Origin of the sequence: Klebsiella sp. CN_Kp088, assembly GCF_040064335.1 — a bacterium.
Taxonomy (GTDB): Bacteria; Pseudomonadota; Gammaproteobacteria; order Enterobacterales; family Enterobacteriaceae; genus Klebsiella; species Klebsiella aerogenes.
Genome location: NZ_JBEAIQ010000027.1, coordinates 102,484 through 120,407 on the forward strand (window position 1 = coordinate 102,484; position 17,924 = coordinate 120,407).

A 17,924-nucleotide genomic window follows, 5' to 3' on the forward strand; every position below is an offset into this window, starting at 1 on the left:
TCATTCCTCATGATGGCGATACTGGCTGATGCAATGGTAATAGCCGAGGTTGAGGCCGCATTCTGCGGCAAACGACCACTCAACCAGGTTATGGTTGCTCGCCCAGGTATTAAGATACAGGTCTTTAGGGTGCGAGCAGTTGGGGCTAATCCCCACGGACTTGAAAATATCCAGCGCTTTCTTTTCGGTTATCGTGTCTGTGAGTGCATTTCCTAATATATGTACACGGCATTGCTCGTAGTCGATGGTTCGCAAGATAGCTGCGTCCGTCATGGCTATATGATTGGGTATCCATGTTAACCACGCTGTTGCCAGTACGGCGATGCTGGTAATTAACGCTGTGATAGCGACAGGCCACCGGTTTGGTTTCTTTCTCCTCGGCGTCGATGCAACATAGGCAACTCTGGCGGCCGTTTGCGCTTCTTCCTGTAGCTGAATATTGATATTGACGTCGCCCATCCGAAATCCAATACGAGGAATGGTAACGATGAGTTCTGCAGGATGACCTGTCGACGTAATGGCTTTGCGCAAAAATGAAATGTGCTGGTTAAGATTCGCATCCGTCGCTCTGGCGCCATTATGCTGGAAAACATTCAGCAGAATTTCATCGCGCGAGGATATCTCTTTACCATTTTGCAACAAATAGAGCAGTAATTGTGTAGCCACGTTATTCAATGTGGCTATTTCACCAGATGCCACGTCTTTTAGGGTATTTTTAAGTGGTCTGAAAACTAAACCATCACCAATAATTACGGATTTAATTTTGTTTATTGGTATATGAGAAATCACTGATGTCTCCTTTAAAGCAGGATATCTCGCATTCGAGTGGGGGAAGCAACAGCATAACATAATTCATTTATAAAAAGAGGTTGTGCCATAGATCGCTTTATTATCATTTACATAACAATATTTTAATATTCTTTATGTAATCATTCATTCTCCTTCCTTTCTTTCACTATCTTATTGTCAGCACTCACTTTTGGTATCCATTTCAATTTTTAAAAATATTTTATAAATATATTTTGCCAGTTATCTGTTCTAAATTAAAAAATAGTTGATAGTTAAAAACTCTATAAAAACTATAAATAATAGACATTAACACTGTTGGTTGCGTGTTTTTTGGCTGGTTTTTAGGTAAATGATCGATCTGCAGGCTGGAGAGCAACACGATTTCCTGAGTTTGATTGATTCCGTATTTTGGCATTGTGTCAATTTTTCGTCGACTTAATATAAGCCCCGAAACAGCGTAAACGACTGTGGACGGTATTTCTGATGGAATACCAATGAAGTTCAAAATACGGTGCGGTTCGAGATGGATTGTTTGCAAGGATATGCGCTGCCGCCACCGCGAGATCGGGTTTTCCCGGACAGGAATTGTCTGCGGAAATAGATCGTCGGAATAACCCAAAAACAGATATAAGGTTAAGTAGTAATATGAAAATGAAAAACGTGGCTGTGGCCTGTGCGCTGATGGCGGGAATGACTTTTACTGCCTCTTCTGCTTTCGCTGCAAAAAATGTTGAACCGACTAACGGTAAAATCCACTTCACCGGCTCTCTCGTTAATTCCGCATGTGGTCTGGCGCCAGAATCCAGCCCGGTGCAGGTGAATTTTGGCGAGATCCCAACTTCTCAGTTAAAAGACAACCAACGTGCTGGCGTTAAACATGCCAAAATTGTTCTGCAGGGTTGCGATACGACTGTCGCAAAAACCGCTACCGTAACTTATACCCCGGCAACTATTGATGCAGACAACAACGCGCTAGCCGCCTTCACCTCTGGTACCGCCAAGGGCGCAGGCATCGGTATGGTTGACAGCGGCAACCAGGATGTTGAGTGGGGTAAAGCTGCCTCTCAGGTCAACATTACCGATGGCGAAACCGACATTGATTTCGTCGCTTACCTGCAGGCAAACAACGCATCTGCAGCGGTAACTCCGGGTGATTTCGAATCTACCGTTAATTTCCAGATCGATTATCAGTAACGATCTGCAGCGGGCGCATTATCGCGCCTGCTTAACCCTTCCTGCGAATAACTGAAAGGAAATGCGGTTATGCCTGGATGGCGTATTTTACTGCTTTTTATCTTCATATCGCCTGCATGGGTTTCGGCTGACACTCTCCGTCTTGTCAGTACGCCCGGAAAAATGCGTATGCGGGGAAATATTATTGAGGCTGCTTGTTATGTCGATCCGCGCGACCGGTCGCTACTGGTTGAATTCGATGATCTCTCAGCCAGAGATATTTCCGGTAAACCTGAAAAAGTATCTGCGCATAATTTCAGCATTCATTTGCTGGGATGCTCACTAGGGGATTCTCAACACCCCGGTAATGTGTTTCAACGCGCCAATATTACTTTTTCCGGTGCCCCCGATAGGGACAATCCAGATTATCTAAGCGTGCAATCGGAAACTGAAAATTTAGCGATAGAAATATACGACAGCAAAGGACAGCAAATTCATCTGGGCGAACCATCACCGGACTATGTACTTAACCCAGGAAAAAATACGCTTAAATTTACGGCTTATTTGATCTCCCGCGACGGAAGAATGACATCTGGCGAATTTACTGCGGTCACGCATTTTGTTGTGAATTATCTCTGAGCTGCACTGCAATTCGGGTATCTGAAGGTTGCGAACGAAAATGATCACGCTGAAAACAGATAAAAAACGTCTGGCGCTATTTATTGCTCTGGTCTGCGCCGCTTCATGCGCTGAAGCGGATGAGGCTATTGAATTTAATACCGACGTACTGGATGCCAGCGACAGGCATAATGTCGATTTACAGCGTTTTTCCGAAGGCAACTTTGTGGCTCCCGGAGAATATCTGCTGGATGTTCGAATTAACAGCCAGGAGATTCCTCAGCAGACAATCCGTTATATCGCCGATCCGGCCAATTCACATAAATCTATAGCGTGTCTGACGCCGCAACAACTTGAGTTACTGGCGCTCAAAGAAGAGGCGCTGACCCATATTCATCCCATTAACGCAACCTGCTATGACATTTCCCACCTGCCGGGTGTGGCGCTGAATAATAGCGCAGGCGTACTGGACATTACCGTGCCTCAGGCATGGATGAAATATAGCGACCCAGACTGGACGCCGCCTGAGCGCTGGGATAACGGCGTCGCCGGGCTGATTTTTGACTACAGCATCTCAGGACAGGCCACGCATTACGAACAGGGTGGCGATCATTATCGCTCTCTGTCCGGCTATGGGCAGACTGGTTTTAACCTCGGCGCATGGCGTTTTCGTGGCCAGTATCAGGCCAATTACGCTTCAGATGATAATCATGGGCGTATCGACTGGGATCAGATCTATGCTTATCGCCCGTTACCGATGCAGGCTGCAAAACTGACGGTCGGCGAAATCTATTTGAATTCTCAGGTTTTTGATTCGGTGCGCTTCACCGGGGTCAACCTCGCCAGCGATGAGCGTATGCTGCCGCCAAATTTGCAGGGCTACGCGCCTGAAGTGCACGGCATCGCCCGCAGTAATGCGAAGGTCACCGTCAGTCAGCAGGGGCGTGTTATCTATCAAACCACCGTTCCTGCTGGGCCGTTTAATATTCAGGATCTGCACGGTTCGGTACGCGGTACGTTGGATGTGCGCGTCGAAGAGCAGGATGGCAGCGTACAAACTTTCCAGGTCAATACGGCTGATATCCCTTATCTGACGCGTCCGGGTTATGTTCGCTACAACGCCGCGGTTGGTAAGCCGTCGCGTTATAACCACGACGTTCAGGGCCCTGCGTTTTATAGCGGCGATTTTTCCTGGGGGGTGAGCAATGCATGGTCACTGTACGGCGGCGCGTTGCTCACCGGCGAGCGCTACAACGCCTGGTCGATGGGGATAGGACGGGATTTAAGCTGGCTGGGAGCGCTGTCGGCCGATGCGACGCAATCCGTGAGTCGGGTGAAGCATCAGGCTGAACAAAAAGGCATGTCCTTTAAGCTCAGCTATGCCAAAACCTTTGATGAGTACAACAGCGCGATTACCTTTGCCGGATACCGCTTTTCACAGCGTAATTTCCGTACCTTCTCGCAGTTTCTCGACGAGCAGTATGAAAGTAACAACAGCGCCGGCAACGAAAAAGAGATGTACACCGTTACCGGCAACAAAACCTTTTTTGCTGACGATCCGCATTTAGCGACCACGCTCTACCTCACCTATACCCACCAGAACTATTGGGATCGCGGTTCCCAGGATCGTTACGGGTTATCGATGGGACACAGTTTTTCCTTCGCGGGTATCCAGGGGATCAGCGCCAACCTCGCGGCTTATCGCTCTGAGTATCAGGGCAAGCGGGACGACAGTCTCTCGCTTTCAATTTCAGTGCCATGGGGTGATGGTCGCTCTATGGATTATGAATTACAGAACAGCGGTAACCAAACCAGTCAAATGGTTTCGTATTCCGATAACCGCGATCGTAACAATCCGTGGCGTTTGCGCGCAGGGGTTTCCGGTGAAGGGCATACGGCATTTGATGGCTATTACCAGCATCGCAGCATGATGGCGGAACTGGAATCTAACGTCAGCTGGCAGCAATCACGCTATTTCTCCGTTGGCGGCACGGTACGCGGCGGCTTTACGGCGACGCGTCACGGCGCGGCGCTACATAACAGTCAGGCGTCAATGAATACCGCCAGAGTGATGGTTGATACCGATGGCGTTGCCAATGTGCCGCTTAACGGTGAACAGGCGCATTCAAATCGTTTCGGTATTGCTGTTGTACCGGACGTCGTCAGTTATCACAGCTTTGATACCCGTATCGATGTGGACGCCATGGACGAGGACATTTCCGCGACCAAAGCGATCGTGACTAACACCCTGACGGAAGGCGCTATTGGCTACCAGCGCTTTGCCGTCGCGCAGGGGCAAAAAATGATGGCGCTGCTGCGCCTGAAGGATGGCTCGGTGCCGCCGTTTGGCGCCGAAGTGTTTAACGCCAACGGCGTCAGCGTCGCCATGGTGATGGAAAACGGCATGGCCTGGATTGCGGGGGTGAATCCGTCCGAGCGTCTTTCCGTTGCCTGGGCTGGCCGTGCGCAGTGTCACTTACAGGTGCCACAACAAATCAACCCGGAAGGTAACGTGCTGTTGCCTTGTGAATAATTTCAATAACCTGAATGAATTTTGTCATGAATAATCAATCTCTTAAATTCGCGCGCCGTTGGCTTAAACCCGTCGCCTGTGGCCTGTTTTTTATTGCCCAGATCAATGCTTCGTGGGCGGGTATTGCGCTCGACCGTACACGCATGATTATCACCGGTGATGCTCGCTCGGTAAGTGCGAACTTAACCAACACCAGCCCGAGCATTCCATTTCTGGCTCAGTCGTGGGTAGAGGACGCCCACGGAACAAAAATTACCTCGCCATTAATGGTCTTACCGCCGCTGCAACGGATTAACGGTGGGCAGAAGGGAATCGCCCGCGTGACGAAAACCAGCGGAGTTAACGCGTTGCCACAGGATCGCGAGAGTCTGTTCTACCTGAACGTGCGTGAAATTCCGCCAAAACCGGATAAGCCGAACGTGCTGCAGCTGGCGATGCAGTCGCGGATCAAATTGTTCTATCGGCCGACAGCTATCGTGCCGGAAACGCCGGGGGCGGTGTGGCAAAACCAACTGATCTTTCACAAGCAGGGTCAGCGCTGGACCGTGGATAACCCAACGCCATACTTCGTCACCTTAATCGGCTTGAGCCGCAAACCTGAAGCCCAGGGCGGCGGCAGACTGACTGATTTCCCGGGGATTATGATCCCGCCAAAATCCTCTCTCGATTTCAAGGTTTCGGACGCCAGCGTCAGCCAGTTCAGCATGATGTACGTGAACGATTTTGGCGGTCACCCTGAATTGAAATTCAGCTGCACAGGCAATGTGTGTAAAGCATTGCCGATGGAGCAACAGCCCCGGTAAAGGACTCGTAAATGAAAAAGATGCTTTGCGCTCTGCTGATGGCAGGCATGGCCTGCTCGGTTCAGGCCACAAGCGGCCGCCATGATATGAGCAACGTTTCCGGCGAGTATGGCAACGTCCGCTTTCACGGTCGGGTATTCGTTTCGCCGTGCGTGCTGGATATGGCTTCACGCGATCAGACCATCGATCTCGGTGATATTTCCGCCAGCCGCTTTCGCCAGAGCGGCGATCGCAGCGATCCGGTATTGGTGACGCTGCACCTGAATGGCTGCTTAAAAGGCTCCGGGCACACGTTAAAGGACTTCCCTGGGCAGACCAGCGAGCTCCCTGAGCTGTCGCACAGTACGGTGGAGCGTGGCGTTTCGATGACACTGATGGCCGAAAGTGCGCCGGAAAACAGCGATCTTGGGCGGATTCGCGGCGATGTGCGCGGCGCGGGCATTCGGCTACTGACCGAACGCAACCAGTTGATCCACCTGAATCAACCGCAACGCATGTGGATCCTCAAGCCGGGCGATAACGCGATTCACTTTCTTGCCGCGCTGGAATCTTTTGGGCAGGAGGTGACCGCTGGCGAATTTAACGGTCTGGTCAGACTTAAGCTGGAGTATCTATGAGCGTATTGCACAAAGCGCTGCTGTGGGTCGTCCTGGCTGGCTGTCCGCTGGCCGGGCAGGCATTTACTCTCGGTGAGGGAGAACCTCAGGGCGGATCGCCGCATCAGTACGATATTGAACTGAACTCACTGGATGTCAGCAAAAACCACGAGGGCGGCAGAACGGATCCGTTCACCTGGAATTTGGGGAGTTGGTATGTCGTGGACTTTCATTGTGAGCAGGCCGACATCTCGCGACAGCCGATTTACTACACCACCACGACCACCATGCCGCCTTCTAATCAGGGAGCGAACCGTTTTCGTCTGAATGAGTACCTGGATGTGGAAGTCCAGGTATGGGTCGCCGGGCGGTATAACAACTATGTTCAGGCGCCGTTCACCAACTTTTCGAATCGCTACAACGACCACAGCTGCAAAAAGCGCAGGGGCTACGAGCGAGCCACTAACATTGAAAGTGGCTCTAAAGGAAAAGTGACGTTTATTGTCACTAAACCCATTATTAACGGCATCAATATCACTTCTCAGTCGCTGGTGGAGGTTGCTGGACGTCTGGGCAGCGCTGGCCCTACGCCGACAACGCCAATTTCCCGTGTGGTCATTAAATCCGGGCTCATTACGGTGCCGGACAAATGCATCTTTAATCGGGGAGACAAAATCAGCATCGAATTTGGCGATTTGCCAGGCTCCGCCGCCCGGCTCAACGGTACCAACTACAGCAAGTCGATCCCGATACACGTGGTCTGTGAAGGTGGCAGCTTCGATCAGGGCGCGCTGAACATCAATTTAGGTGTACAAACCACCACGGCGTCAGGTACGGCTGGGTTTAACGATCATCTTCTCGGCACGTTGAGTGGCGGACAGAAACGCGACGATCTCGGCATTATGATTAAAGACGCGAGCGGTGGCACCGTCGTGCCCAATCAGTTCTACAACGTGAAGGGTTTTTACCAGAATCAGGGCGACTGGAATCTTACCGCCGCGCCGGTGGCCAAACCGGGCGTGGGAAGCGTCAAAGAAGGTGAGTTTGAAGCCTCTGCCACCGTTGTCGCGCAGTTTCAGTAGGGGGATGCCATGAGATTTACGCTGTTAATCGCCACCAGCGCGCTACTGCTTGGCGGCTTGGCGCAGGCCGACACTAAGCTGGTCGGCGGCGATATGTATTTTCACGGCACCATTCGAGCGCTGGCCTGCAGCCTTGCGCCAGGAGGCGACAAAATCGAGGTCGATTTCGGGCAAATCGCGACCCAGGATCTCTATCTCTCGGGGCGCAGTAAGCCGAAAAAATTCAGCATTGAGTTACGCGACTGCAACCCGGAGGTTTTTCGCGGGATCTCGGTCACTTTCAGCGGAAGTGAAGATGCGGAGCTGGCGGATCATCTGGCGCTGGATAGCAGTGAACAAGGCGCCTCCGGAATCGGCATCGGAATGAGCGAAGAGGATGGTACGGCAATCCGCCTTGATGAAAGCACGTCAGTCAAAGAGATTACTGAAGGCTCGATGACGCTGAACTTTTTGGCATGGGTCGCGGCGGAACCGTCGGCGTTAAAAAATCAGACTCTCGAATACGGCCCCTTCAGCGCCAGCGGGACCTGGACGCTGAGCTACCAGTAGCATGATGAACGCATTGCATCGTATTGCGCCGCTGCCGGCGCAGAAAGTATTGCTGGTTGTCAGTCTGTTTTTCTGGGGTGGGGCAATGCATCTCTACTGGCCGAATAACGGCGGTAGCGGTTTGTCGTTGCCGCTAAATATAACGGCATGGATTTATGCCGTTGTGCTGGCAGCTAGCGCATTGATGCTGGTACCTCGTCAACGCTGGCGGATAACTATACCCGCCGCGGGGTTTACGATGGGGGCGCTCATTCTGACGTTGCTTTGTCTGTTGACGCCTGAGGTTTGGCGGTCCGAGGCGCTGCTGGTCGCGGGGGCGTTGCTGGGAGGCGTGCTTGTCTATTTGGCGACGTTGCAAATTCCGCTTACGACAAACACGCTGACAGTACTGCTGGCTCTGCTCTGGGGCGCGTGTGTCCTCGAATGTCTGGCGTTTACCTATCAATACTGGCATTGGCCGGGGGTGAATTACTGGGAGTTTGCCTGGCGGCGCGGTACACGCCCCTACGGTATTTTTCAGCAGGTTAATCTGATGGCCAGCTTCACGGCGTGTGGCGTGCTGCTGTCAGCATTGCTTTTTTTACGGCTACGTGGCGGATATCGAATTATCATCGCGATTGCTCTGGTGATAATGGGATTTGTACTGCATGAGTCTCAGTCGCAAACCGGTTACCTGTCTGTGGCGGTAGGCGAGGTCTTGCTGCTGGCGGTTTTTCCTGCGCAGCGCCGTACGCTGCTGTTACTCCTGCTGCCGCTGGCGATAGGCATGATTGCGGGCGCGCTTGCTCGCCATTTCTTGTCGGTGGTGACGATTAATCACCTGACGACCTCCCAGGTGCGCTGGACAGTGTTGAAAGCATCGCTGGCATTATTTGCCGAACGTCCGTGGACCGGATGGGGCGTGGGCAGTTTCGCCGCCGTGTTTCTTGAACGCGCGGGGCCGTTGGGGCTGAGCAGCATCTCGCATCCGCATAACGAACTGGCGCTGTGGCTGGTGGAGGGCGGTCTGATTGGACTGCTGGGGGCGCTTTGTTTTATGGCGAGTGGTTTATGGCTCTGGCTGTACGGCAATCGCTGGCATCGCGCCTGCCTGGTGGCGGCGCTACCCGTGGTTATCCATATGTTGACGGAATACCCCGTCAGGCAGTCAACGCCACATTGGCTACTGCTGATTTTGTTGCTTCGTTGCGCAGACTGCCGGCGAAAAGGGGCCCGGCTGCCGCTCACCCTGGCGTCGCTGTTGCGCGCTGTGGCATTGATCGCGGTTGCTGTCATCACTCCATTGTTGTTTCTCACGCTGCATACGCAACAGCAACTGACGCTGGCGGAGCGACAATCAACACAGTGGCGTCTGGCCGAATCTCTCCCTGTGGGAGGCTGGCTGCTTGCCACTCGCTACCGGTTTGATGTCCAGATGGGGTATCTACAACGATATCAACATACCCGTGATGAGCGTTGGCTGGCAGCCGTTCGCCGCTGGGCGCCAGACTATGTGCGTGTTCAACCGGACCCGAATGTCTCCTTCACGCAGATCTTGCTGGCGTTACAGCAGCGAGACCTGGCCGAGGCGCATCGTCTGGCGACACGCTTTTGTCTGGTATACCCGAATGATAGGCGTATTCCATGGCTGCAGGATGCGCGACGTCCTTTTAATCAAATAATGGAGTGAGATAAACATATCCTCTTATCGGCCTGCGTTCATCACTGAGACAGAACGACCTGCGCGAGCCGATCGGTGATGTTATCAAGCGTGCAAATCTTAATACGATGGTCCCGTGAATCAGAGAGGATAACCGTTTCTCCGTCGCCTTCGATTTCAAGAATAAATCTCGCCCCCAGGCGTCTGGAATTTTTATAGCGGGTGCTGATTCGTTGGGGAGAGCAGTCGTTGATGATGCTTAAATAGGGAAATTGCTGACGCAGGCTACGCCCGAGCAGCACTGCCTTAGCAGCCACGCGAGGCTGGCCTGCAATAATCACAATGTCGGTCGGCGGATGCGCTCTGGCGGGTTGGGGACGATAACCGAGCAGAGTGACAATCGGCTCCATCATGAATGCAAAACCGCAGGCGGAAACCGGTTTTTCAGCAATACGGCTGGCGCAGGCATCGTATCGGCCGCCACGGCTGATGATTAACTCGCGCTCCATGGCAATGCTGCGCCATTCAAAGACCAACTGACAATAGTCATTGGCGGGAAACAGCGCAGGATCGTATTGCCAGGCAATACCGGCTTGGGTCAGGGCGTGCTGAAGTCGCTGGAATCGATGACGGGAGTCAACGGTAATAAAATCCGCCAGGCAGGGCGCCGCAGGAGCAAGACGCTGAAGAAGGATATCCTCATGATGGATCAACCACTCCGGATGTTTCTCCAGCCAGTGCTGCTGCTCCGGGTTCAGCAAACGCGAGATGGGCTGATAGTAATCGCGCAACGCCCGGCGGAAAGCCGCCAGCGAGGCCTCGTCACCCAGCATATTAATATGCAGTTCCGCCATTTCACCGAGGCCAATACGCCTGAAGAAAACCGCCTGCATAACCAGATGCTCAAGTTCGATATCAACCCCCGGCATGCCGAAGGCTTCGACGCCAATTTGATGATTTTGCCGGATATCTCCATCCAGGGAGCGTTGACGGAACATGGCGCCCGAATACCAAATCCGGCTCATTACTGCGGTATGAGGGTTATCGGCCATCAGGCGCAGACATCCGGTTGTCCCATCGCCACGTAATTTTCCCTTGTCGGCCATCACCGGGCCGCCTGGGGCGAATAGCGATGTATGTTCAAGTAAGGGTAACCTGATTTGTTGATAGCCATGCTGGCGCAGAAACTGTTCAGCCTGAAGTTCCAGCCAGGTCCACTGTTCTGATGGAGAGGATTCATATTTACGCGGGCGGCCGCAATGTCGTGCCCGCAGCGGCCTTTCCATCTGGGCTTCAAGTTGCTGGCTCAATGCTGGCGAGGCGAGCAGGCAATTTTGCGCCAACGCATGGCGAATCCTGGTCACCAGCGCCCGATTTACCGGTTGCCGGCAGAATTCCTGGAAGTGGGCCTGTCGCTGTTGCTCATTCTCACCGAGCTTGAGCCAGACAGGATGGGGGACTATCAAACCTGAAGGCAGATTACCGTGACTATGGCACCCCGGGCTCCCGTCCTCGTCACATTCAATAAAGCGCTTCACGGCCAGGAAATAGGTTTCAGGTTCCAGGGGGCTGCATAAGTAGCGGCTGTCCCACAATGCGCCATGACGTTGGTAACGACGATTGTAATAAGGCACATAGCTGCGTCCGATATGCTGAATAAAACGGCTCAGCGCCTGTTTATCCGGAGCGCTGACCAGCAGCAGGATACGTGGGACGGCAAGTGACCAACTATGAATAGACACGGCGTAACGTTGCGCCGCGTCTTGCATACACCGTTCGAAGGCAGAGTAATCCTCCTCGTGGCGGAATAACTCCTCGCCATTATGCCCGCGAAGCTGCGCCAGATGCGGCATCCCCGGAATAAATAATCTGTTTTTTCTCGGCATGTCCACGGTTCTCTGCTTAAGGATCTCGCTGTGTGTCAGGGTGAAATGCTGAAGGCGGGATTAGCGCCGGGACGAGTACCGTCCTGCCGCACGGTACCCAATCTGGACGTGTTTACTGGCAGTGCTGTTGCAGCCAGTCAATGAGCGCTTTCTCTTCGAGCGTCATTTGACGGGAGCTGGCGAGGTCCCACAGCCGTATCTCATTGTCGGTATTCAGCGTGATTATCGCGCGACACTGACTTTGCAGGGCGGTCTGATGCTGGCGTTTAAGTTTGTTGCCGCTGCAATCCACCATCACGCTTAACTTTTCAATACGTTGGCGCAGTAGCTCCGCCAGCATCTGGGCCCGCAGGCCATCATCCTGACATTCACTGGTAATGACCACGTCAGGGTGAAAATGCCACAACGGATTATCTTTCTGGCTGACGGTCTGAATGAGTAACAGCAGGCGTTCGATACCGATGGCAAAACCGCAGGCTGGCAACGCCTTCGGATTGAATAACTCCGCCAGGCCGTCGTAACGGCCACCACCACAGACAGTACCCTGTGAGCCCAGTTCATCAGTCACCCACTCAAACACGGTGCGGGTGTAGTAATCCAGCCCGCGCACCAGACGCGGATTGATGGTATAGGGGATGTCGGCCTTATCGAGCAGTTCGCAGAGCAGCGAAAAATGGTGACGGGAGTCTTCGGACAGGTAATCCAGCAATCGCGGCGCCTGTTCCAGCATAGGTTGCATGGTCGGATTTTTGCTGTCGAGGATGCGTAATGGGTTGGTTTCCAGCCGTTTGAGGCTATCTTCATCCAGTTGCTCACGATGAGCATTAAACCAGTCAACAAGGGCGGCTTTATGGGCCCGCCGTTCATCCGGCGTGCCCAGAGAATTAATTTCCAGCCTGACATGCGGGGTCAGGCCCAGCTCCTGGAACAAATCACGGACCATAAAAATCATTTCAGCATCGACGTCCGGCCCGGCCATGCCGAAGGCTTCAGCACCGAACTGCGTGAACTGACGCAGCCGTCCCTTCTGCGGGCGTTCATAGCGAAACATCGGGCCCTGATACCACAGGCGCTGGGTTTTGTTGTAACACAGATTATTTTCCAGTACCGCACGCATACAGCCGCTGGTCCCCTCGGGTCGCAGCGTAATCTGTTCGCCGCTTTTATCCGTAAAGTTGTACATTTCTTTGGCAACGATATCTGTGGCTTCGCCAACAGCACGTTCGAATAAGGCGACCGGTTCCAGCAGGGGTAAGCGGATCTCCTGGTAACCATAACGGTAGGTCAGACGACGGAATTTATTTTCAAGCCACTGCCAGATTGGCGTTTCGGCGGGCAGTACGTCGCGCATACCACGTATGGCTTTTAACTTTGCACTCATCGTTTATGACTCCTGATGCGAAATTCCCATATACTGTGCAGGTCTGGCGGGTTCCGGTTGGCGCTGCAACCCACCAGATTGTCCAGCGGGCAGCGGCAGTTTGCCGCTGCTCACTCTTATGCCGCCCGTTGCGCCAGGTCGGCAATCACGTCATCGATCAGCGCATCAATCCGGGAACTGTCCAGGTGGTGAGCGGTGGTGATCAGATGGGCCACGTTGCCGGACGTTGCCAGGCAGTGTTTCTTCCATACCCATTCAGAAGGCTTCGGAAAGACTACCGTGATGGAGTTTTTGTGGCACAGCGCGTCAATACCTGCTGCTTTAAAGCGATCCACGGCGTATTTCGCCATGTTGAGGCTGTGACCAATGCGGCGATGCCATTCGGCATCGGTATGGCTGCGAACGGCGGCCCACATCATCAAAGGGGTATGACCGTTGCGTGACCCTGAAATCGTTTTATCGTGGGCGGAGATGTAGTCGATCTCTACGCTGATACGGTCGACGTTGGCTTTCTTGGCTACCACAATGCCGCATGGAATCGGAGAGCCGATCATTTTGTGTCCGGAAACGCCAATCGAATCGATACCATCCGCGAAGGTAAACGGTTGTGGATCCTCCACGAAAGGCAAGATCATGCCGCTTAGCGCGGCATCCGCGTGCAGATAGTAATCTTCACGTGGGATCCCCAGCGCAGCGATACGTTTCTGTATCTCAGCGATATTATCAACAGCGCCGCGTACCGTTGTGCCAATATTGGCGAAAATGATGGGATGGCGTTCGCCTGAGGTCCTGATTTTATTGATCAAATCGTCATAATCCATTTCTCCGTCTGGCTGAGACTCCACCAGTTGCGATTTGATACGCAGCAGTTTGACGATTTTGGCGACGGAATAGTGGGTATCTTTTGAATAGTAGAGCGTGCCTTCCGGGAACAGTTCTCTTCCCAGATAGCAACCAAACATATTACTTTCTGTGCCGCCGTTGGTGACATAGCCCCAGCTTTCCGCAAAGGGGATTTTGAATATGCCGGAGAAATACTCCATGACTTCTTTTTCAAAGTCGAAAGAGTTGAGTAAATAGTTACAGTACTCCCCCCAGTCACCACAGTTATTAATTGAGAAACGCAGAAAACGCTCCAGCATGGTGTAATCAAAATCAGCAGATTCAGGGTAGCCAATGTTAAAGTAGCGATTTTTTACACAGTATGACCAAAATGCATCGAGTTTATTTTGATCGGCAATAGATAAAGACATATGAATCTCCATATTTATGTTGGTGAATAAAATATTATTTTTGAAGGTAAAGAATATCCTGGCCTTTTTTATTACGTCCGGCCGCGACAAAAGAAAACAGAGGAATGGTTACCATCATCATAATTGTGCCCCAGAAAATGGAATCGGTACCTGAACCGAGCAGGGCGAATATACTGTAAATCATACCGATGACAGTCAGGACGCAATAAAACATAAAACCACGTCCACGGTTGAGCTTTTTAGAAACCATGATGATAGGTAGCGCGATAATGGCATACATATAAGGCAGCAGGGAGGCAAATACCGACATCAGAATCACCACCTGAAACTGTTTGGCGAGATCGGGGGAAGCCGTCAGTAACAGCACCAGACTCATCAGCACGCCAGAAATAATCAGACCTTTCATCGGGACATCATTTTTATTGGTCTCGGCGAAAATCTGCGGAAATAACCCCTGTTTCGCCCCGGCCCGCGGCCCTTCTGACTGTAGAATCAACCAGCCGGAAATGGAGCCAAAACAGGCGATAATACTCAGCGCGGAGGCGATGTTGCCGGCCATATCGCCAAACATATAGCGTGCCGCATCGGCGAATGGGGCGGCAGATTTGACCAGTTCGGCGTGGGGAACCAGGCCCATGATAACGGTACAGCTACCGACGTAACATACGGAGGCAATCAGCAGACCATATACGGTTGCGCGAGGTACCGTGCGTTCAGGATTTTCCACCTGTCCGCTGGAGACCACGGCGGATTCCACTCCTAAGAAACCCCATAGCGCAATGGAGGCCGCGGAGACGATCGCTGAGCTGTCGCTGTTGCCCGTCCCGTTGTAGACTTCAGAGAACATTTTCGGGTCAAACCAGAACCAGCCGACAATGCCCACACCCAGCACGACGACCAGCATGCAGCTGGCGGTGAAGGACTGCGCGCGCCCGGCCGTTTTAGCCCCCAGGCTGCCTAAGGCAATAAATGCCCACAGAATAGCGATAGCGGTGATACAACCGTAAACCGGATTATGCAGTGCCGGGAAGAAGTAGCTCAGATAGCCGACCCCGGCGACGAGGAGCGCGACGTTGCCAATCCAGGCGCTAATCCAGTAGCAAATCGTCGTCTGAAAACCGATGAAAGGGCCAAACGCATCGCTGGCATAGGCCACGATCCCTCCCGCGCGAGGGGTAATGAGGCTGGTTTTAGCGAAAACCAACGCCAACGCAATTACGCCAATAATAGTAAACAACCATCCCCATAGTGAAATATATCCCACTCCGGCGAGATTGGTCGGCAACATAAAAACACCGGAACCCATCATATTTGATGCGGTCACAAGGGTTAGTGCTGTTAACCCCATTTTTTGCGCAGTACCCGCGCTGACGCTTCCCATATATATCCCCTCTGTATTAAGTAAATGCTTACTTGGTTATTAAACGCATTTTTTCACAGGGCAGGGGGGGGAATATGATCTACATCATTTTTTGAAAATGATATGCGCGAATACATATTAATTTTGGTACATTTTTTAAACAGTGATTAGGTAATTCACTCCGTCCCCTTTTTTATTTAATCATCAAGGTTAGTGGTGATTGTTTAATAAATAACGGGAGGGCTAATTTTTATAGGCGAGCGCTACAATGAGTGGCTGCTGATTTTTCGGATGCAAAAAATAAGGGGCAAAAGCCCCTTATTTTTACTTCAACATACCTAATTATTAAGTTTCACCGCTCTACAGGTGGTTTACTGGGCCGGCTGGTACTTTTCGCCATGCTGGCAAACACGCCGTCGCGGAATATCCATGCGTGCACTAATGCCGCAGAGAGATGTAGCAACACCACCGCAAAGAGCAGTTTAGCTAGCAGGCGATGGGCATCGTGAAACCAGGCAAAAAGCAGCGGGCTGGTCGGGGTAATGGCCGGAAGGTTAAGTCCTTCAAACATAACAATCGGAACGCCCGCTGCCGACAGTTGCGCCCAGCCAAGCAATGGCATTGCCAGCATTAGCGCGTATAGCGCCCAGTGTGACGCTTTTGCCGCCCGCACCTGCCAGCGTGAGAGCTCCGCAGGAAGAGGTGGCTGCCGGCTATAAAACCGGTTGGCCAGGCGGATGAGCGCCAGCAGCAAAATAGCGATCCCCAATGGCCGATGTACATCCACCAACCAAATGCGATGGTGTAATGAAGTCATCATAGCGGCGCCGATGAACAGCATGGTCAGGATCATGATTGCCATCAGCCAATGCAGATATCTCGCCAGAGGGTTGAAATGCTGCGGCGCGCGCGCTTGCTTGTGGTGATTAGAGTTCATTTAACCTCCGTTTTTTGCACGGCTTCGGTTGCTTTGCCATAGCCAATTTCCCGTTCGCGACGGCTCCAGGAATGCGAATAGGCGCCAGAGCGCGCATTTAAGACGGGATCGTTAGAGACCTCTACTCCAGCAGGCACGATGGAGGGATCAAAGTTAACGTCACGGCAGGCGCCTTCGGCTTGGGCGACGAGTTGGGTGACTTTGAGCGTACCGGCGATGACCTGCTGGCGATCGTTTGGCCATGGCTGCGAAGGGTCATCCACCGCGTCGCCAGCTTGGGCGAGTTGCAATACCAAATCCCAGTAAATAGGATGCTGAGAAAGTCGCTGCTGTAATTGTTCGAACAGGAAGTTATGGTCGGCTTTCTGTCGCTGTTCATCAGCGATAGAGACAAATGGATCGTGTGGCCGCATCATCCAGCGTACGGGCTGGCGCTGGCGGTCGGCGTTCACGAGATAGAAAGCGTTAATACTATAAAATGTCGCCCCGGCAAAGCCGCCTGGCGCTGGCTTTTGCGCCGCCCACTGTAAATATTTACCGGCTTCCGGGTAGTCCTGTAAAAATACCGCAAGACGCTGCGGATCGGGCTTACCGGTGGCCGGGTCGACGGCGGTGGCTTTCTTCATGGCAAGAAAGCCCTCCGGGTTTCGGGTGGCGAAGTAGGGCTCGTTGTTCATTGCCATGCGCCACTGCTGTTTATCGTCCGTTTTCAGTAGCAGCGCCATGCTCAGGGTTTTCGTTGAATTATCAGCCGCGTGTGGATTACCTGCGCCAATGGAGAATCGCCCGACAACGGGGGTTTCCGACTGTGAAAAGAGCCGCGCGGTGGAATAAGAAACGGCCGGAGCGGCTGGCTCGAACGTTCCGCTAAAACAGATCCCTTTGCCGTGCGCCCGGCGAAACCCGGCAGGAAACGGCTTGTCTGGATCGGGGACTAATGACTGGCTGGTGGTTCGCGAACCCAGCCAACCAGAGGTCCAGGCGAATGCCGCTGCCGTTGCCCCGACGATGACCGCGATCGACGCCAGCGCGCGCCAGGTATTTGGGGATCGGAAATCCAGTTTTGACATAGACGTATCCATCGTTAAGTTTTATTTCACGTCACGCGTGATATATCGCACGCAACACGTTTAATATCGTGAGAATACAGGGGGTGTTGATGTATCATTGTTAGGTTTATAATGAATTTGTTTTTATAGTAAATAAACCTACAAAGAGACATACAGTTCACTATAAATGGTGTTTGAAAAAAAGAAAAAATATCACGAAAAATTTATACTTTCGTTACGATATCGAGATTCTAAAAAAGAACTTATCCTCACCTG

The 17,924-nt window shown here is 52.4% G+C and carries 15 protein-coding genes; 8 read left to right on the top strand and 7 right to left on the bottom strand.

Features of this window, described 5'->3' with window-relative positions; genetic code table 11:
• Positions 1-789, bottom strand: coding sequence for a winged helix-turn-helix domain-containing protein (locus tag ABLV08_RS17345; RefSeq protein WP_015369826.1), 789 nt, complete (start codon positions 787-789; stop codon positions 1-3).
• Positions 790-1,434: 645 nt separating this feature from the next.
• Between ABLV08_RS17345 and ABLV08_RS17350 the strand changes: the two genes are divergently transcribed.
• The 8 genes from ABLV08_RS17350 (at position 1,435) to ABLV08_RS17385 (ending at position 9,812) form a co-directional block, all read left to right on the top strand.
• Complete coding sequence (locus tag ABLV08_RS17350) at positions 1,435-1,983, top strand: fimbrial protein (RefSeq protein WP_015369827.1); 549 nt, start codon at positions 1,435-1,437, stop codon at positions 1,981-1,983.
• 69 nt (positions 1,984-2,052) lie between these two features.
• Positions 2,053-2,601, top strand: a complete 549-nt coding sequence (locus ABLV08_RS17355) for a fimbrial protein (RefSeq protein WP_032712484.1) — start codon at positions 2,053-2,055, stop codon at positions 2,599-2,601.
• A gap of 40 nt (positions 2,602-2,641) precedes the next feature.
• Entirely contained in the window at positions 2,642-5,113 is a 2,472-nt protein-coding gene (locus ABLV08_RS17360; protein ID WP_348856077.1) for a fimbria/pilus outer membrane usher protein, read from the top strand.
• A gap of 26 nt (positions 5,114-5,139) precedes the next feature.
• On the top strand, positions 5,140-5,916 hold the full coding sequence (locus ABLV08_RS17365) for a molecular chaperone (protein ID WP_015703382.1): 777 nt from the start codon (positions 5,140-5,142) through the stop codon (positions 5,914-5,916).
• Positions 5,917-5,927: 11 nt separating this feature from the next.
• Positions 5,928-6,533, top strand: coding sequence for a fimbrial protein (locus ABLV08_RS17370; protein WP_015703381.1), 606 nt, complete (start codon positions 5,928-5,930; stop codon positions 6,531-6,533).
• The gene (locus ABLV08_RS17375) at positions 6,530-7,594 is read left to right on the top strand and encodes a fimbrial protein (RefSeq protein ID WP_151584343.1); all 1,065 of its coding nucleotides are present in this window, start codon (positions 6,530-6,532) and stop codon (positions 7,592-7,594) included. The genes ABLV08_RS17370 and ABLV08_RS17375 overlap by 4 nt, the downstream gene beginning before the upstream one ends.
• 9 nt (positions 7,595-7,603) lie before the next feature.
• Complete coding sequence (locus tag ABLV08_RS17380; protein WP_348856078.1) at positions 7,604-8,143, top strand: fimbrial protein; 540 nt, start codon at positions 7,604-7,606, stop codon at positions 8,141-8,143.
• A 1-nt stretch (position 8,144) separates the two neighbouring features.
• Positions 8,145-9,812, top strand: coding sequence for a Wzy polymerase domain-containing protein (locus tag ABLV08_RS17385; RefSeq protein ID WP_325923436.1), 1,668 nt, complete (start codon positions 8,145-8,147; stop codon positions 9,810-9,812).
• A 32-nt stretch (positions 9,813-9,844) separates the two neighbouring features.
• Here the strand turns inward: ABLV08_RS17385 and ABLV08_RS17390 are convergent, their stop codons facing one another.
• The 6 genes from ABLV08_RS17390 to ABLV08_RS17415 form a co-directional block, all read right to left on the bottom strand.
• On the bottom strand, positions 9,845-11,635 hold the full coding sequence (locus tag ABLV08_RS17390; protein WP_032715776.1) for an ATP phosphoribosyltransferase regulatory subunit: 1,791 nt from the start codon (positions 11,633-11,635) through the stop codon (positions 9,845-9,847).
• Positions 11,636-11,780: 145 nt separating this feature from the next.
• On the bottom strand, positions 11,781-13,049 hold the full coding sequence (gene hisS / locus ABLV08_RS17395; RefSeq protein WP_020077994.1) for a histidine--tRNA ligase: 1,269 nt from the start codon (positions 13,047-13,049) through the stop codon (positions 11,781-11,783).
• Positions 13,050-13,165: 116 nt separating this feature from the next.
• The gene (locus tag ABLV08_RS17400) at positions 13,166-14,302 is read right to left on the bottom strand and encodes a histidine decarboxylase (RefSeq protein ID WP_015369839.1); all 1,137 of its coding nucleotides are present in this window, start codon (positions 14,300-14,302) and stop codon (positions 13,166-13,168) included.
• 34 nt (positions 14,303-14,336) lie between these two features.
• Positions 14,337-15,683, bottom strand: coding sequence for a histidine-histamine antiporter (gene hdcC / locus ABLV08_RS17405; protein ID WP_015703377.1), 1,347 nt, complete (start codon positions 15,681-15,683; stop codon positions 14,337-14,339).
• A 331-nt stretch (positions 15,684-16,014) separates the two neighbouring features.
• The gene (locus tag ABLV08_RS17410; RefSeq protein ID WP_063410813.1) at positions 16,015-16,599 is read right to left on the bottom strand and encodes a cytochrome b/b6 domain-containing protein; all 585 of its coding nucleotides are present in this window, start codon (positions 16,597-16,599) and stop codon (positions 16,015-16,017) included.
• Positions 16,596-17,669, bottom strand: coding sequence for a catalase family peroxidase (locus tag ABLV08_RS17415; RefSeq protein ID WP_015703375.1), 1,074 nt, complete (start codon positions 17,667-17,669; stop codon positions 16,596-16,598). Before ABLV08_RS17415 ends, ABLV08_RS17410 begins: the two co-directional genes overlap by 4 nt.
• Between the last annotated feature and the right edge of the window lie 255 nt (positions 17,670-17,924).

Coding starts and splice junctions, on each gene's coding strand:
- ABLV08_RS17350 (WP_015369827.1), top strand. CDS start 1,435: ATGAAAATGAAAAACGTGGCTGTGGCCTGTGCGCTGATGGCGGGAATG.
- ABLV08_RS17355 (WP_032712484.1), top strand. CDS start 2,053: ATGCCTGGATGGCGTATTTTACTGCTTTTTATCTTCATATCGCCTGCA.
- ABLV08_RS17360 (WP_348856077.1), top strand. CDS start 2,642: ATGATCACGCTGAAAACAGATAAAAAACGTCTGGCGCTATTTATTGCT.
- ABLV08_RS17365 (WP_015703382.1), top strand. CDS start 5,140: ATGAATAATCAATCTCTTAAATTCGCGCGCCGTTGGCTTAAACCCGTC.
- ABLV08_RS17370 (WP_015703381.1), top strand. CDS start 5,928: ATGAAAAAGATGCTTTGCGCTCTGCTGATGGCAGGCATGGCCTGCTCG.
- ABLV08_RS17375 (WP_151584343.1), top strand. CDS start 6,530: ATGAGCGTATTGCACAAAGCGCTGCTGTGGGTCGTCCTGGCTGGCTGT.
- ABLV08_RS17380 (WP_348856078.1), top strand. CDS start 7,604: ATGAGATTTACGCTGTTAATCGCCACCAGCGCGCTACTGCTTGGCGGC.
- ABLV08_RS17385 (WP_325923436.1), top strand. CDS start 8,145: ATGATGAACGCATTGCATCGTATTGCGCCGCTGCCGGCGCAGAAAGTA.
- ABLV08_RS17390 (WP_032715776.1), bottom strand. CDS start 11,635: ATGCCGCATCTGGCGCAGCTTCGCGGGCATAATGGCGAGGAGTTATTC.
- hisS (WP_020077994.1), bottom strand. CDS start 13,049: ATGAGTGCAAAGTTAAAAGCCATACGTGGTATGCGCGACGTACTGCCC.
- ABLV08_RS17400 (WP_015369839.1), bottom strand. CDS start 14,302: ATGTCTTTATCTATTGCCGATCAAAATAAACTCGATGCATTTTGGTCA.
- hdcC (WP_015703377.1), bottom strand. CDS start 15,683: ATGGGAAGCGTCAGCGCGGGTACTGCGCAAAAAATGGGGTTAACAGCA.
- ABLV08_RS17410 (WP_063410813.1), bottom strand. CDS start 16,599: ATGAACTCTAATCACCACAAGCAAGCGCGCGCGCCGCAGCATTTCAAC.
- ABLV08_RS17415 (WP_015703375.1), bottom strand. CDS start 17,669: ATGTCAAAACTGGATTTCCGATCCCCAAATACCTGGCGCGCGCTGGCG.